Origin of the sequence: Chryseobacterium luquanense (assembly GCF_026460945.1) — a bacterium.
Classification (GTDB): Bacteria; Bacteroidota; Bacteroidia; order Flavobacteriales; family Weeksellaceae; genus Chryseobacterium; species Chryseobacterium luquanense.
This window is the reverse complement of the sequence record NZ_JAOVZV010000020.1, coordinates 60,282-77,322: the sequence shown is the minus strand read 5'-3', so window position 1 is coordinate 77,322 and position 17,041 is coordinate 60,282. Positions and strand designations below refer to the sequence as shown.

General features: G+C 37.1%; 10 protein-coding genes. All 10 read right to left on the bottom strand.

The genetic code is table 11. From position 1 onward, the window contains the following. Positions 1-47 precede the first annotated feature (47 nt). The 10 genes from OEA66_RS17005 to OEA66_RS16960 all read right to left on the bottom strand — a co-directional run bounded on the left by OEA66_RS17005 (position 48) and on the right by OEA66_RS16960 (position 17,040). On the bottom strand, positions 48-2,132 hold the full coding sequence (locus tag OEA66_RS17005) for a RagB/SusD family nutrient uptake outer membrane protein (protein ID WP_267282508.1): 2,085 nt from the start codon (positions 2,130-2,132) through the stop codon (positions 48-50). Positions 2,133-2,152: 20 nt separating this feature from the next. Further along, entirely contained in the window at positions 2,153-5,191 is a 3,039-nt protein-coding gene (locus OEA66_RS17000; RefSeq protein ID WP_267282507.1) for a SusC/RagA family TonB-linked outer membrane protein, read from the bottom strand. A 345-nt stretch (positions 5,192-5,536) separates the two neighbouring features. Then, positions 5,537-5,854 carry an L-rhamnose mutarotase gene (gene rhaM / locus OEA66_RS16995; protein WP_311136923.1) on the bottom strand — a complete coding sequence of 106 codons (318 nt, stop codon included), beginning with the start codon at positions 5,852-5,854 and terminating at the stop codon, positions 5,537-5,539. A 3-nt stretch (positions 5,855-5,857) separates the two neighbouring features. After that, the gene (gene rhaT / locus OEA66_RS16990) at positions 5,858-6,946 is read right to left on the bottom strand and encodes an L-rhamnose/proton symporter RhaT (RefSeq protein WP_267282506.1); all 1,089 of its coding nucleotides are present in this window, start codon (positions 6,944-6,946) and stop codon (positions 5,858-5,860) included. A gap of 315 nt (positions 6,947-7,261) precedes the next feature. Then, positions 7,262-8,422, bottom strand: a complete 1,161-nt coding sequence (locus tag OEA66_RS16985) for a glycoside hydrolase family 88/105 protein (protein WP_267282505.1) — start codon at positions 8,420-8,422, stop codon at positions 7,262-7,264. 16 nt (positions 8,423-8,438) lie between these two features. Further along, on the bottom strand, positions 8,439-9,221 hold the full coding sequence (locus OEA66_RS16980; RefSeq protein WP_267282504.1) for a rhamnogalacturonan acetylesterase: 783 nt from the start codon (positions 9,219-9,221) through the stop codon (positions 8,439-8,441). Positions 9,222-9,487: 266 nt separating this feature from the next. Beyond that, entirely contained in the window at positions 9,488-11,362 is a 1,875-nt protein-coding gene (locus OEA66_RS16975; protein ID WP_267282503.1) for a rhamnogalacturonan lyase, read from the bottom strand. 420 nt (positions 11,363-11,782) lie between these two features. After that, positions 11,783-12,586 (bottom strand): hypothetical protein, encoded by an 804-nt coding sequence (locus tag OEA66_RS16970; protein ID WP_267282502.1) that lies wholly within the window; start codon positions 12,584-12,586, stop codon positions 11,783-11,785. Positions 12,587-12,595: 9 nt separating this feature from the next. After that, positions 12,596-15,373: a glycosyl hydrolase gene (locus OEA66_RS16965; RefSeq protein WP_267282501.1), complete on the bottom strand. Its 2,778-nt coding sequence runs from the start codon at positions 15,371-15,373 to the stop codon at positions 12,596-12,598. 344 nt (positions 15,374-15,717) lie between these two features. Next, positions 15,718-17,040: a rhamnogalacturonan acetylesterase gene (locus OEA66_RS16960; protein ID WP_267282500.1), complete on the bottom strand. Its 1,323-nt coding sequence runs from the start codon at positions 17,038-17,040 to the stop codon at positions 15,718-15,720. Between the last annotated feature and the right edge of the window lies 1 nt (position 17,041).

Genomic DNA, 17,041 nt, shown 5'->3' with positions numbered 1-17,041 from the left:
CTTTAAAAATTCTTAATGTTTAATATGAATGTTAAAATTATAAATAATTAGTAACCAGGAAGCTGAGTAAGATTCGGGTTATCAATCATTGGGTGACCTGCAGATTGTGCTGCGAAAGGTAGTAGTTCTGTTTTATTTGGTACAAATCCATAGAAAAGACCGTCTCCACCACCTTGAATCCAATTTGGATAAGTTCCACCGTTTTCTGCTGAACCTGTTGGTTTTGTATAAATAATATTTCCGATTTGTAATGTATTAACTGCCCCAGTACTAAATCCTACAGTTCTTCTTGCATTTGCATTAAAAGTACTTGTATATGCCTGGAACATATTAACTGGATACCATAAATCAGTTGCTACTGTAGTTTGCCCATTTGCTGTTGCTACACCTCTCAAAGCTGTTTGATATGTAGCTATAGCAGCAGCAGTTCCATTTACAGGAATATTAGAAACTGTGGCAATTTGTGCAGGGTTAGTAATATCAATATAAGTTACTGCAAGGAATGGATCACCATAAACCTGTGCATTTTTATGGAATTTATACAAACGAATTGCAGGAGTATTTGCATAAGCACCTGTTTTGTCTGATAAGTTTTTCATTGCCTGTCTTGTAGAGTTGATTTCGCTTTCTAGCTTATTCATTCTGATTAAATCTGTACGAAGCATAAATTCTCCTCCGAATTCCCATTTACGTTCCTGAACTAAAGCCTGTTCGAAAGCAGCTTGACCGCTTGGAATCGCCATTGAACCAATTCCTGCACGAGTTCTCACTTGCGTTAATGCAGATATAGCTTGAGCTGTAGGTCCTCCGTTTAAGTAATTTTGAGTTTCAGCATACATCAACAATACATCTGCATATCTGATCAACGGAACATTTAGGTTTCTTGCATCTGCTGCCTGTGGTTCTACACACCATCCAATTCTGAACTTCCCTTGCATAATACATGAAAATGTAGTTCCTACATCAACATAAGTATCTGTTGCTGCACCTGCATTTAAGAAATAAATACTGTAAGATGTACAAGTAACATCTCTTCTTGTATCTCCTGGTGCGAAAGATAAATAGTAAGTAGGTAGCATAAATTGCAATGCTTTACGAGAGCCATAAGTTCCACCCCGAGTACCAGGATGCGCATATACTCCGAATGCTCCATTGGTATTGGCACCATACTGAGCAATTTGCCACATGATTTCGTTATTAACAGATGACAAATTTCTACGACAGAAATTAAACCAAAGACTTTCAAAACCACTTTTTCCTCCCGAAGCCTGCATTAATGAGTGCCCTCCACCATTAATGACAGCAGCAGCAGCAGCATCTGCGATTTGATAAAGTTGCTGAACTCTTGCATTATCTGGACGGCGAGACATTGTTCCAGGCGTTGAAGTATTCAGCGGCCAGCGAAGAGAATATCCGGCTGCATATAAAGCAATTCTTGCTAATAAAGCGTTTGCTGCAGGTTTTGTTAATCTTTCTGTAGTAGGAAAGCCAGGTTGCCCTAGAGTTGGCATTGCGCTAATTGATTCCTGAAGATCTGCAATAATACGATCGTAAATCTCATCTCTTGAAGCACGTTTTGGATATAAAGTGCTTGGATCATTCGGATCAAGTTCTACAAGTGGTGACCAAACAGCTGGAACATCACCATAAACTCTGATTAAATTATAATAACAAAATGCACGAATCGCTTTAACTTCGCCCAATAAGGCATCACGTTTTGCACTTGCAGGCATTTGTCCCAACCTACTTATTGCAATATTCGTTCTTTCAATAGAAGCATACATTGCTGCATAGATTCCGGTAAGTGTATTTGGTGTATAAGCATCATACTGATAATTACAAATATTATATTTTGAATTATTGGTAGAACCATCTTCACTTGAATGAGTTACGGTATCACCTGCTCCCAACTGATAATACATTTCTGTAGGAACTAAGCTTCTGTAACATCCCTGAACAAACATATCTGCAGTGACAAGATCTGAAAATACAGATTCTGTATCAGCAACATTATATCCAGGCTGATCTAAAAAATCATCATTACATGAGTTGATAGCCTGAGTTGCAATAATTAAAGACGGTATAATTATTAATCTTCTTAGAAGTCTTAATTTATTATTAGATTTTTTCATGATTCAAAAAATTTAATTAATTAGAAAGTTAAATTAATTCCAAGAACATAACTTCTTGAACGTGGATAAGTTGAGCTGTCAAATCCTGGTGTAACAGCAACACCACTAGCCGCAGAAACTTCAGGATCATAACCAGAATACCCTGTAATTGTAGCCAAATTATTTACTGTGAAATAAATACGAGCATTGGTTAATTTCACATGCTGAAGAAATTCTTTTGCGAAGCTATAACCTAATGTTACCTGAGCAATTCTCAGATAAGAACCATCTTCCACATAATAAGATGAAGGATACGTAATATTTTGAGAATTAGTAGTTCCTAAGCTCCAAAGACGAGAATTTTCATCTGGATTCAATTCTTTTAATCGTGCAAGGTTGTTTGTGATTAATCCTGTATTAGGATCAATTAAGCGGTAATAATTACCAAATTCTTCAGGAACGTTTTGATTAAATGCATACGGACTCAAACTGTGCTTTGTAGCATTATAAATATCATTTCCTACACTGAATTTCATAAATACAGCCATGTCGAAACCTTTGTAAGAGAAATTATTACTGATACCTCCAATAAAATCTGGAGTACCATTTCCTATTTTCTGCATTTTTCTTGTGAACTGATCTCCCGCTTCATTATCTGCGGCAAATTTCATATCTCCAGGTCTGGCTGTTCCTGTCGCTGGTTTTACAACTCCAGGTTTTAAACTAAATGTTCCATTTGAATTTTGAATGAAATCTTCAGTTGTATAAACTCCTTGATAAACATATCCATACATATCTCCCAATTGCTCACCAACAGTAGCATAATAAGTCACAGAACCGGTTCTGTTTCCACCTACACTGAATGTTCTGTTGGTTTGTCCGTCTTCAAGAGACATTACTTTAGATTTATTGAATGAAATATTAAAATCTGTTGACCATCTGAATTTTTCTGATTTGAAGTTAACAGTATTCAAAGTAAATTCTAATCCTTGATTTCTTAAAGAACCAATATTTTGATATTGTCTTGAATATCCTGTTGAAACCGGAAGAACACTTTGCAACAACATTCCGCTTACGTTATTGTTATACCATTCAGAAGTTAATTTCACTCTGTTGTTAAATAAAGCAAGATCCATTCCTACGTTGGTCGCTTTTAGTTCTTCCCATCGAAGTGCTGGATTTCCTAAATTCGAGCTTGGTACATAAGCCGGATTTCCCGGAGTGTTGTTTATAGGATAATCTGTCAGAGATAAATTTGTGACGAATAAATTATTTCCTATATCGTTATTTCCAGTAATACCGTATTCAAATCTTAATTTTAAATCATTAATGAAGTCAACAATTTTTGAATTTTGCCAGAAACCTTCCTGAGAAACTCTCCAAGCTGCAGCTACAGAAGGAAATACCCCCCATTTATTGCTAGGTCCAAATTTCGAAGAACCATCTCTACGAATTGTTCCTGTTAACAGGTAACGGTCATCATAAGTATAATTTACACGTCCGAAATACGACAATAAACTGTTGCTTGAACGCCCTGTAGATTTTTCTTGTACAAAAGCATTACCAATATCATCTAATCCGAAATTCGGGAAAGGAAATTTGGTCAATCTCATACTGTTGCTCTCAGACTCTGAGTACACAATTTCGTAACCTGCCAAAACATTAACTTTATGTTTTTCAGCGAAAGTTTTGTTGTACGTTAAAGTATTTGTGATTTGATATCTATAAGATTCACTGTTTCCAATACTACCATTGATCCCTGTATTAACAGGATCTGTAAGGAATGCTCTTGAATTTTCATCTGAAAATGAAGTAGACTTACTGTTGTTCCAGTTGTACTGACCAGCAACTCTGAAAGTAAAATTTTTCAAGAAATCAAACTCAATTCCTGCATTGGCAAGAAACGTTCTTGAGCGGTTATTCGAAGTCGATGCATTTGTCTCTACAAATGGGTTTTCAGTATCAAAACCAGAATCTAAACTTGAATAATCAGGGAAAGTTTGTGTGTTAAATAATTGGTCCTGTGTAAAAAGTGTTCCTCCTGTGATTGGCTGAAGAAGGATTTTCTTCATTCCACCATAAGCTCCACCTCCATTTGTAGAATTTGAATTAAACATCGAATTAAAATCGACTCTTACTCCTTTGTATAATTCTGAATTGATATTGGCACGCAATGAGTTTCTTGTTTCGCTAAAATTATTTAATAAACCATCTTGTTTATTATAATTATAACTTATAAATGCCTGCGTTTTTTCGTTACCTGTGGAAATATTAAAGTTTTGATTCTGAGTCAAACCAGTTCCACCCAACATTCTGTCCTGCCAATCTAAAGCAGGAGCAGAAGCGTATTGATTCGTAATTCTGTTAAATGCTCCTGGATAATATCCCGGTGTATCTAAACCTAAACCATTATCATAAACACTGCTAAAAGCCGTCATTTTATTTTGAAGCTGCGCAAACTCATATTGATATTTTACAAACTGCTCTGTATTTGAAATCATGTCTACTTTTTTAGACAGCATATCAAACATCATAAAAGAGTTGTAATTAATCGTTGTTCTACCCTTTTTACCGCTTTTAGTTTTGATTACAATAATACCGTTAGAACCACGTGCTCCGTAGATTGCGATAGCAGAAGCTCCCTTCAGAACGTCGATACTTTCGATATCATTTGGATTAATAATATTCAATGCATTATCCAACTGGAAACCATCTACAATATATAATGGAGAAGTTCCCTGTGTGATTGATGCACCACCACGAATGGTAACGTTTGCACCTGCACCTGGAGCTCCACCCGCAGTTATAATATTCAAACCTGAAGCTCTTCCCTGCAAAGCCTGTAAAGCATTCATCGCCGGTGTTGCTGCCAAATCTTTTGCAGAAACAGAAGCTACAGAACCTGTTAAATCAGATTTTTTTACTTTACCGTAACCAATGACAACTACTTCCTCGATATCTTTTGTATCTACTTTAGCAGTATCACTTGGTGCTTTTTGCCCGAACATAAAGCCCGACGCAAGCAAAAATAGCGGTGCGATGAGTGGCTTAAAATTCTTTTGTTTAATTATCAAAGACATATATTAATTTTTATGTAACCAAAGTACACCGTTACAAAACTTCTGGCATCCTGCCATATCCTGCATCATAAAATTCATAATTTATGATAAATAATTATATAAAAACATCTTATTAAATGTAAAAATTATCAATTCAATTATAAATACGTTATTATAATGGTTTGTTTAAAATTTAAAAGGAAAAAATATTTTAATTATTTTAACCAAAAACGATTACCAGTGTTCATTTTTAGTTAACAAAAAAAGCACTGAAATTCTCAGTGCTTTTGAGCTTTTAACTCGTAACTATATGATAAAAAAGATAAAATTTCATATTGTAGAAGAATTCTTTAGCCTAAATTCTCTTTATTTTAAATAAAAAACTTCTTCCAGACTAATGCTTTTCGGAGAATTGTCTTCATTGGTTTGCATGATGTCTTTGTTGTATTCCCACCATTTCTGCATAATTGGTTGCAATGGTAGGTTTTGATATTTTATTTCATTACTACATTTTAAAACTCCAAATAAAATATGAGTTTCTTCGTCTAAAAAGATTGAGTAATCTTCCACTCCCGATTCTTTAAGCAAATCTTCGAGTTCAGGCCAGATTTCAGCGTGACGCTTTTTATATTCTTCCTCAAATCCTTTAAGAAGAAACATTTTAAATGCAATTCTTTTCATCATTAATTATCTTAATGAATTTCCGTATCCTACAATTAAAATTGATATAAACATCACCAACATTCCTAGAGAAATTGTAGTAATCGTTTTTTTGGAAACACCTTTCCATTCTTTAATAATTACCCCCCAAAGATTGGCAATCAAAATAATAAATGCCATGTGAAGAATCCACGAGCTCGGACCATTCCCCATTTTACTTTCCCCCATTCCGTAGAAGAAAAATTGTAAAAACCACATTGTTCCAGCTAAAGCACAGAAAATGATATTTTTTACAACTGGTACATTTTTTTTAGTGTAATCTGTGTACGATTTATTTTTAAATGAAAGATAAAGACAACCGATAAGATTGGAAGCCATCCCACCCCAAAGTACAACGATATACGTTACATTATTTTGAAAAAGAAATTCTCCCTGATTAGGATTTGCCAGTTTCCAAGCTTCGTTGGCTACGGATGCCATTGGTTTTCCAGCCTCAAGACCGAAATTAAAACAAGCACTTAAAACTCCTGAAATAATCGCAACCGTTAAACCTAAACCAAATTTGTATTCTGTTTTTACTTCCATTCCGTGCGGATCAACAGAATCGGTTTGAAGTTCTCGGTCTTTCATTACACCCGCTTTTCCGCTGATGATGATTCCAACAACGCAGACAAGAAGTCCTAATAGAACAAACTGTCCCCAACTGCTAGAAAACATTAAACCAATATTGTCTTTTCCATCTTGTGGAGAAAATTCATAATAAATTGAAGGAACTAGTGAACCGATAACCATCGTTAAACCCAACATAATACTGCTTCCTAATGCTACGCCTAAGTATCGAACTCCCAAACCGTACATAAAACCGCCGATTCCCCAAAGTGCACCAAATAAAAATGTTAATCCTAAGATGGATGAAGATTCATTCTGAATGATTGACCAAAAATCAGGAATAGTAAGAAACGCTGCCAATGGCGGAACGATAATCCAAGAAAAGGTTCCCCCGATTAACCAAAAAGTTTCCCATTCCCAACCTTTAACTTTTTTATACGGTAAATAAAAACTTCCCGAAGAAAATCCTCCCAGGAAATGAAATAGTACTCCTAATAGTGCGTTCATAATTTTTCTGATTGATTGAATTTGAAAATTAACAAGATGTAATCGGTTGCGCATCTTGTAGTGTCATGCCTAAACATTATGGAAAAATAAGATTTTTTCTAATATTTAGAACAGAAGTGACAACTAATTAATATATTGAAGGTTACGTTCTATTTAGATAATTTTTTGCTATTCATTATTTTACTGAAATAGGCCGTTAATCTTCATTATTTTGTATTTTTTAGAATTGAAATATTCGAAATTCTTTTTCATGTTTAACAAAAAAGACTTAACAATTTTCATTATTAAGTCTTTTAATTATTTCAAAAACACAATTTACTTCAATTTATAAACTTCACTTCCCGCAAGTAAGAAGCATCCCAATCCGTAATCTTCAAAATCAGGAACTTTATCAACCGCTAGAGGTTGACCATCTTTCGGCTCTTTTCCGGTTCCCTGAACCCAGCCTAAAAATCCGTTAGGCTGAACAGAATCTTTGACCATCGCATTCCACGCTTTAACCAAAACGGGTAGATAAGTATCTCTGTCGATCAATCCGTTGTTCACTCCATACGCCATTCCGTATACAAAAAGTGCAGTTCCTGTCGTTTCTTTTCCTCCGAAATTGTTTGGATCATGTAAACTCACATTCCAGAAACCATCTTCCCTCTGGATCGGAAGTAAGGCTGCCAACATATCTTTATAATCCTGCAGATATTCTTTATAATGAGGATCAGATTTAGGCGTGTCTTGCAGCGTTTTTGCTAAAGCGGCCACTACCCAACCGTTTCCACGGCTCCAGTAACAGTCTTCACCATTTGGCTCTTTGTAAGGCGGCACGAAATCTTTGTCTCTCCACCAGATTTTGTCTGCCTGATTGTACAAACCATTTCCGCCATGCTTGTATTTTGTGTAGGCATACATTTCGTAGTTTCTGTCGAAATATTTTTGCTCGCCTGTGATTCTACCTAATTTAGTAAAAATCGGCATCGACATTTGAAGTGCATCAATCCACCACCAGTCATCTACTTTTTTAGTGGCAATCATGCTGTCCATCGCCGCTTTCACGTTTTTGATTCTTTCAGGATGTTTTCTTCCGTCGATTTCATAAAGGTCAAGATAGGTCTGTCCGCAAGCCTGATGGTCAGCATTTCTGGTGTAGGTTCCACGCTGTAAATTCCAGTTGTGATTGTTTGCCCAGGACATGGCGTAATCGTAATATTCCTTTTTTGGGTCTACAGAATACAACGCCATCAAACCTTCGTAGTACACCGCTCTCGTCCAGAGATTACTTGGCCAGACTTTCTTGCCGACGATGTCTTTTTTGGTATCCGGCCACTTGTCCATAAAGTATTGATTCGCTCTTCTTGAAACTTCCAAAACTTCTTTTTTGTTGGGAATTTCCACTTTGCTTGCCGAAGCATTCTTCTGTACCGAACAGGAAGTCAAACCTCCGATGATCAGTGCAAAAAAACCTGTTGTTAACAGTTTTTTCATAAGTATATATTTATTTTTATTTTCTTTTTAAATAATTCCTGAGTTCACGTTTCTCTAAATTCTTGATGCCTTTTGCCACTAGTTCTGCGTTGAAAATTGCACCTGCTTCATTGGTATGCGTATGGTCTTTCGGGAAAAACGCTTTTACTTTTTCAACTCCCATTTTTTCATATTTCTCTATGACCATTTTATTTAAATCTAAAAAACAAGCGCCGGTTTGTTGGGCAACTTCTTGTGACCAGATTGCGTATTGGTCTCTTTCGATTTTACCTTTCTCATTAAATTTATTTCTCGGAATTGGCGAAACAATAATGGGAATTGCACCTTTTGATTTCGCCTCATTCGCATATTTTCGCATGTAATGACCATAGGTATAAACCGTTTCATCCACTTTACGGATGGGGTTGTAGATATCCTTAGACTCTTCTCCAATTCCTTTTATCGTTCCTCTTGCCCGTAAAGTATCGGCCAGTTCACCGCCATCATTGTGACCAAACTGCATCAATACATAATCGCCTTTTTTAATGGTTTTCATAATGGAATCCCACCGGCCTTCTGTGATAAAAGTTCTGCTGCTTCTGCCACCTTTTGCGTGATTTTGAATCTCAAGTTTAGTCGTATCTAAAAATAAATTCATAAAACTTCCCCAACCCCAAAGTGAGTCTGCACCTTTACCAGAACCATTTTGCACGGTCGAATCTCCGATGATGTAAAGCACCGGTTTATCCTGAAGTTTTTGAAAAGATGCTCCGATAATTAGAATCAAAGCTAAAATTGGAAGTATGAACTTTATTTTCATAATACTTTTAATTTTTTTGAACACGAAGCTCACAGCGTTTTTATTTAAATATTCTTTTTTTGTTTCACAAAACGAAGTTTAGCCGATTCCTTAAATTAATTTATTATTTGAGGCAAAGCCGCTTCGCTTATGTAAGACCCAAATGAAAATCTTTGATTTTCGAAACTTATGTGCACTTTTTAAAAGTCGAATCAAAAACTTCAAATTACTAATGTGTTTAAAATCTTTTGTGCCTTTTGTGGTTAAAAAAAACTTCCCTGTCAAGTCTATTTTTTTACAGTAACAACATTCGGTTTTGGCATTTCCTTAATCGATTCATCCAGATAATAATCGGTATGCGGAGGCTGATTATAGCCTACATTTTGCCATACGATACTCAAACGGTACTGCGGATTATGCATCAAAGTGTACAGTCTGTGTTTCGTTGGAATGGTCGTAGAAAAAATTCTCAGTTCCTGATTATCGGCCGTTCTGTACATCACTTCTTCACGCCAGTCTCCGAATAAATCAGCCACCAATGCCGGATTTTTCTTCGTCCCGTTATTGGATTCACACTGGAAACTTTTAGCATCAAAAATCAGATTGGATTTTTCTTTTTTCCAGTCCCATTTTGATACGTTTGTTCCATCCAAAATTTCGCTTAAAAAATCACCATCCCAATAAATTCCCATATTCGCTGGCGGATTTTTGTTGCTGATTTTTTTTCCTTTCGTGTTATAAACTCCTTTTAATCCAGCTCCGGCGGCCCACGATTCTGAACCTTCGTAACGAGGGTCGATATTTAAAGACAAACCCCGTCCCGGACCTTGGAATTTGCCTTGTTTGCTATAAACAGTTGATGGCAATTTCCATAAAACTTTTCCGGTTTTGCCGTCCCTGAAATGCGCTCCTGCATCATCAAACCTCTCCTGAATATCAAAAATTTCCAATCCAGGATTCGATGGGTCTAAATCTCCAACGTGCAAAGCATCGCCGTGACCGTAACCTGTGCTATTCAACACTTTTCCGTCATCATCAACGGTCATCGCTCCGAAAACAATTTCGTCTTTTCCGTCGTTATCAACATCCGCAATGCTCAAATTATGATTTCCCTGTCCGCGGTATTTTTTATTTTCTTCCGAACTTTCGGTATCAAAAAGCCAGCGCAGGCTGAGTTTTTTATCTCTATAATCCCAGGCTGCAATTGCCGTTCTGGTGTAATATCCTCTCGACATAATCACACTCGGCGTTTTGCCATCCAAATACGCAACGGCTCCCAAAAATCTGTCGAGTCTATTCCCTTTCGCATCGCCCCAGGTTTCGGTCATTTCTTCGTCGGTTGGATTTAAACTGCCGGCAAATCTGGGAACTTCATAATTCACGGTGTGAATTTCTGCGCCTGTTTCTCCGTCAAAAACAGTCATAAATTCGGGTCCGGATAGAATCATTCCGTTTTCGTTGACATAATTTTTAGTCGGGTCGCCAATGAATTTTCCTTTGCCGTCTCTGCTACCGTCAGCGGTTTTCATTACGATTTCCGCTTTGCCATCCTGGTCTAAATCGTAGACCAAAAACTGCGTGTAATGCGCTCCTTCTCTGATGTTTTTACCTAAATTGATTTCCCACAAAAGCTTTCCATCCATTTTATAAGCCTGAATAATTGGTGGGTCGGTCTCTCCTTTCTGGCTGTTATCTTTTGACCTTCCGATTTGATGAAGGATGATTTCATATTCGCCGTCGCCATCCAAATCTGCTACTGAAGCATCGTTTGGAGTATAACCTGCTGGCGTTTTTAGAGGAATTGAAAAATAAGGTTTTTGGTTGGATACATAGTTTGCAGAATCAATATCAACTGATTTATCCTGCGTATTTGATTTGACGAAATAAGTGTAGTTTTTTGTTTTGTCTGCGGTTTTATCTAAAAAATTAGTTTCGTTTGAAAGTGGTTTTTCGTTCAGCTTTTTGGTTGAATTATTTTCAGTTCGGTACAAATCAAAATGCGTATTTTGAGCTTCTGTGCCGAGCAAACGCCAACTCACAAAAACACCTGAATCTGCAGGTATGGCAACGATTCCCCGTTTCAGATATTCCATTTGTCGTTGTGCAGACAGGAGTTCTGAAAAAAGAATGGCGCCTAAAATAAATTTGAATTTTGCATTCATAATTCCAATTTTATAAGTTTTGGCTAAAACAAATAATTATTTTCTGATAGTTTTTCTATCCTTCTAAATATTGATTCCGCCCTTTCAGGGCTGTGTGAAATCTTCCTTTAATCTATCATTGGGCTTCACCCAATGCTTTTGATATTGCCCTTTCAGGGCTGATTCACATCTGTCGTTCTTATCATTGGGCTACATACAATACTGTTGATTATGCCCTTTCAAGGGTTTTTCAAAATTTAAAAGCAATTTTGAACGTTAAATCTCTCGCAGCCCGACTTGAGCGGAAATCCTTTTTTGCTTAGACTGCAAGTTCTATTTAAACTGAAAATCGTCTTGCAAAAAGATTGGGAGTGGAAGGCGGATTAAGCTGCCCAAATAAATCTTCTCAAACAATTTTCAACCGATTGCACTTTAAAAAAATTATTTCATAGAAGCCTGTTTCAACAGCCACTTTACCCACTCTTCAGTTCCCTGATAATTGGTAAAATCTGCGGGTAACTTTTTGCCGTCGATGTACTCGTTGTAACACCAAGGATCGCCCAATGCGAAAACCGTCCCTTTGCCGAATTTTGCAATGGCTCCGATGTTTTTCCCTTCTGCCGTCAAGATGCCTTTGGCAGGGGATTTCACAGAAATCGTCGCCACTTCTTTCATATATAATTTTTGTTCGGAGAAAATTTCATTACCTGCTGGAACCATTACTTTTCCCTGCTCAAATTCTCGTTTCTGAACTCGGTTGTAGCTGTCATCGTTGAAATGAATTCCAAATTCTCCAGCCAGTTTGTTGAAATGTTCGAATTCCGAATTGCCGTTATCATTGCTCATCAATACTAAAACGCCTCCTTTTTTCACCCAATCAGTGAGGTTTTTGATGCTGGTCGGGTCAATCAGATTCGCCTTTCCGCCGTATGCTTCTTTATCAATATCGGCATCGACGATGATGTAAATATTGGCGTTTTTTAAATCTTTTTTGGACGGAGCGGTCTTCAAAGTACTGATTTCTGCACCCCGTTTTGTGAAGATTTCGCCCAGTAAAGAAAACCCACCGTTGCTGGTGTCATTCCACGTGTAATGCCAAGATTCGAGAACTTTGGTTTCTTTATTTTCCTTTTTTTCGTTGTTGAAAAAGTTGTCTAAAACGACTTTCGGTTTCTGCTGAGCATTGGAAAAACTGAAGGTCAGCAAAGTTCCTAATGCGAATGTTTTTATGATATTTTTAGTCATAATTAATTTTTATTTTGAATAATGAATTGGAATTAATTGAATTTCTCCATCTAGACCAGAAGGCTGAACTTTCCAGTTGGATGCGTCAAACGGCTTGTAGTTAATATTCACAAAATTGATTTCGTGGTAATTTCGCCACTGGATTTTCTTCTGGTCCATATCCCGGATTCTGTTGGCCATCAGGTTGCAGACTTCGATTTGAATAGTATTTTTTCCTTTTTTCAGATATTTTCCGATGTTGATTTCAAAAGGCAGACTCCAGACTATTCCGGCATCCTGACCGTTGACAATCACCTTTGCACTTTCGTAGAGTTTATCGAATTTCAGAAGATAATCGTCGGCGTTTTTCTTTTTTAATTTTAAAGTCGTCGTGTACACTCCTGTTCCGGAAAAACTTTGGGTTGAAGCATCTTCTGTGAAGTTGGTCCAAGGTTGAAGTTTGTCTAAAGTTTTAGTCTTCGGAAGTTCGGGACCACCTTCTTTGAAAGTGAGTTGCCAAGGTTGATTTAAAAGAATCGGCGCATCGGTTTTTTCGGTATAATTCCATTTTGTAATTGAATTATCCAAAATTTCAGAAGTTTTGATAATTAATGATTCTCCCGATTTCAACTGAACTTTCACTGAATTATTCTGAGTCTCTGCAAGTCCATAATTTCCATTTTCAGGATTCATCAAAGTCACTTGTTTTCCAATATAATTTAACGGAATATTTTGATTGATTTCCTTTGAAGTATGGTTGACGATGTAATAATATTTTCCGCCGTCGAACTGTCTTCTCACGAATTTCAATCCAGTATCAGTCAGTTTTTCTCTTTCAATTTTTAAATATTCCAAAGCTTTTGCAACATCAGAAGTTAATACAATTTTACCTTTTCCAACGTTAGCAAATTTCAAATTACCTTCTTGGTTTTGAAAAGGAATCTGATTCCATAAAGATTTTAACTGCGTTCTTCTTTTTTCGACTTCAAAGTTTCCGGGAATATCTTTGGGTTCGTTTTGAAAGATAATTGATGCGCCGTTTTGAGCTAAATCCACTATGTTTTTTAAAGTAGATTCCGGCAAATACGTCAGTTCAGGAATAATTAAAACCTGATAAGCCGAGCCTTCCTTCGAAACCTGAATTTTCTGATTTTCCGACTTTGATTCACCAATCATTTTGTCCGAAATCATATCGAGAGAATACCCCATTTTACTGAGCTTGTTCATATTTTCATACATCTGGGTCGGCACCAACCATTTTTCCACGTTATGAACTTTGAACGTCACATCCTTCCCTTTCGGACTCGCCCATTGGTCGTAAACCGGCCAATACATCAGTAATTCATTATCCGATTTTCCGCTTTGCAAAACAGATTGCGTGCGTTCGATGTAAGAATTTAATCCTTTCAGATGTGGCCACAAACTGTTTTCAGGAACGAAATTCACCGACGCATAAAACAACCATCCCGGAAACTGAACATCAGCCGGAGTGTACGTCGTACCGTGATAAAAAACGTGGTTGATTCCTGATAAAAACACCTGCTCAACTTCCGGTTTTGCCTGTGACCACGAGGTTTTGAAATGTTCGGTTAACCAGGTAAACGTTTCGTTTGAAGTTAATTTTTTGCCTGTCACATTTGCTGCGGAAGAGGCAAATTTCAACATATTAAAATCCGGCATATCTGATTTCTGAATGTCCGCAGTATCTCTTTTCAACCCCGGAATTTCAAAAATAGAACTTCCGAAAGTTTCAGATTCCGGAATGTCAACTGCTGCGTACAAATCGAGTAAATTTCCCGGCGAACCGTGTGCCTGATTGGTATTTTTTGAGTCTTTGGAATGCGCCCAGTTGGTGAAATCTTTGGTGAAATTGTTTAAAATCAATTCATTCAGAGTTTCTCTGTAATCCGATTTTACTCTTCCTGCAGTTTCATTTTCCTCGTTGCTCACGAGATATTTTATGAACGGACTTAAGTCATATCCTCTTCTTTTTTTGAATTCATTTAAAAAATCCGGCGTCCAGTCGGCATTGTAAACCTCATAACTGTCATTGAAAAAAGACCTGATTCCGTAGTTGGAATTTCCAAACGCCTTGTCAAAAGTTTTCAGATAATCCTTCGTCGCGTCCGGCGAAAAGTGGTCTAAAGTGTAACCTTCACCACCTGGCGCCGCACGTTTTACTTTTTGTAAAGTTTTGCCCACAAAAACCGCGTAAACCGTCCATTTTCCTAAACTAGGTTTCCAGTTCAAAGTTCTGTCAGCATTGATTTTATTCGTTAATACTACAGCTTCATTTTTTTCATTGTAAGCCGTGACAATATCGAGTTTTACTGTTTTTAAATTCTTCTGTTTCTCGTCTTTCAGAATGATTTTATCTGAAAATTTTTCACCCGATGCAATCGTATAGGTCTGAACAATCATTTTTGTCGCCGCATCCTGTTCATCAACCTGCGGTCCGCCAATCGGCCAACCAGTTCCGACTGACATATCAACGCCCATATTCAGACTTTTTGCTTTGTTGGTCGTGAACTGAAGCATTTTCATCCACTCCGGAGAAAGGTATGTGAGGTATTGTTTTTCAAAACCTTTTGCGCCATAAATCGGCACGATTTCCACACCTCCGAAACCTGCTTTATTTAAAGTAGTGAGTTGTTTATTCAATCCTTTTTCATCAACAGCATTTCCCATCCACCACCAGCGGGTCCACGGTTTTGCGGTCTCGTTGGTTTTGGGCCACGGGCTTTGTGCGGAGAGACTTCCGAAGGCAAAACAAAGGAAACTGAGACTGACTATATTTTTAATTTTCATTTTTGACTGTTTAATTTAACCACAAAAGTCACAAAAGATTTTTGGACACATTAGTTATTTATAAGTGAATGATTCGACTGCTAAAAAGACCACATTAGTTTTAAAAATCAAAGATTTTTTAAATACGTTTCTGATTTCGCCCTTTCAGGGCTTGTTTGCTATTTCTTTCACTTTATCATTGGGCTTCACCCAATGCTTTTGATAGCGTCCTTTCAGGACTACTAATTTCATCAAAATTATTTCCCCAACCCTAAAGGATGTAATTTTGATGAAATCTTCACAAAAATTTTGCTCCCTTTAGGGTTGGGGCCAACAAAATTTCGGTTCGAATCATTCTATTATTTTCAATTTCCATCAGGCTTCAAAGATTCCATAAAAACAGATTCCGGCCAATGGAAGTCTTCAACTTTATCAGGTTTATTGGGGTTAAAATTTTTATAATTTTTTGAAATATATTTCTTTAAAGGTAAATTTTGGTCTACAATAGATTTCACGACACATTTCGCCAATTCATAAGCGCCATAGGTGTTGAAGTGCGTATCATCCGCCAAAACGGTCGGTTGGTTGGGATAAGAATTTGCGGGATAATGTACGAATGCTTTTTTTGCTTCTTCCGGTCCCATCGCTTCGAATAAGGTTTTGCTTAAGGCATTCAAATCAATTAAATAGACTTTTTCTTCCTTCGCAATTTCACGCATCGCATCAGGAAAATCATCTAAAGTATTGACGATGTTATTGTTCTCGTCAAAAACTCTGCGGTTCATTGAAGTAACCAAAACAGGAACTGCACCCAATTCTTTGGCTTTCGAAATCCATTCTTTCAATCGTTTTCTGTAGCCGGATTTTGTACTGTTGCCCGCTTTCTGGTCGTTGTGCCCGAACTGAATGAAAAGATAATCGCCTTTCTTGATTTTGTTCCAAATTTTATCGATTCTATGCCGGTCTTCAAAAGCTTTTAAAGTTTCTCCACTTTCAGCATAATTGGCAATCACAACTTCATTCGGAACGAAAAAATACGGCAACATCTGTCCCCACGACGCCCAAGGTTCGTACTGCGCATCCACAACCGTAGAATCGCCTGTAAGATAAATAGTTTTCACCATTTTATTGGGCTGAATAATGACCGAACAAACTTTTGGTGCTTTGTCATTGAATTCAATCGTCAGCAAATTGTCCCAATGTAAATATTTTCGTTCTCTTGGTTTCAGTTTTACAATTCCGATTTGAGTTCCGTCCTGATTTCGGATGATGCTGTCTTTGACGTGAACTGTGATTTGTTTTTCGACAATTTCACCTTTTTTTGTTTTAATACCATTCAGCATCAGACGGCGGTTTTCTACCCTTACGGTTGTTTCAGATGTTCCTTTAGTATCGCCAAGATTTAATGTAATATTATAATTTCCTTCAGGAATTGCGACTGAAAAATAGAATGGTTTGTCGCTGGTAATATAATCTCCCGTCAAAGCATTTCCGTCGTTATCAACAGATTTCAAACCGGAAATATCCATAAATCCGTAACCGATTTTCTTATCAAATTTTGAGGTTGACGTGATGGGAATAAATCCGTTTTCGGTTCTGTCTGTGCCAAAATCAAACTTAAAAGTCGTCTGTTGTGCGAACAAAAACGAACCAAAAAACAGCGTCAAAAATTTCATCCAATTCTTCATC

Coding starts and splice junctions, on each gene's coding strand:
- OEA66_RS16980 (WP_267282504.1), bottom strand. CDS start 9,221: ATGAAAATAAAGTTCATACTTCCAATTTTAGCTTTGATTCTAATTATC.
- rhaM (WP_311136923.1), bottom strand. CDS start 5,854: ATGATGAAAAGAATTGCATTTAAAATGTTTCTTCTTAAAGGATTTGAG.
- OEA66_RS16965 (WP_267282501.1), bottom strand. CDS start 15,373: ATGAAAATTAAAAATATAGTCAGTCTCAGTTTCCTTTGTTTTGCCTTC.
- rhaT (WP_267282506.1), bottom strand. CDS start 6,946: ATGAACGCACTATTAGGAGTACTATTTCATTTCCTGGGAGGATTTTCT.
- OEA66_RS16975 (WP_267282503.1), bottom strand. CDS start 11,362: ATGAATGCAAAATTCAAATTTATTTTAGGCGCCATTCTTTTTTCAGAA.
- OEA66_RS17000 (WP_267282507.1), bottom strand. CDS start 5,191: ATGTCTTTGATAATTAAACAAAAGAATTTTAAGCCACTCATCGCACCG.
- OEA66_RS17005 (WP_267282508.1), bottom strand. CDS start 2,132: ATGAAAAAATCTAATAATAAATTAAGACTTCTAAGAAGATTAATAATT.
- OEA66_RS16960 (WP_267282500.1), bottom strand. CDS start 17,040: ATGAAGAATTGGATGAAATTTTTGACGCTGTTTTTTGGTTCGTTTTTG.
- OEA66_RS16970 (WP_267282502.1), bottom strand. CDS start 12,586: ATGACTAAAAATATCATAAAAACATTCGCATTAGGAACTTTGCTGACC.
- OEA66_RS16985 (WP_267282505.1), bottom strand. CDS start 8,422: ATGAAAAAACTGTTAACAACAGGTTTTTTTGCACTGATCATCGGAGGT.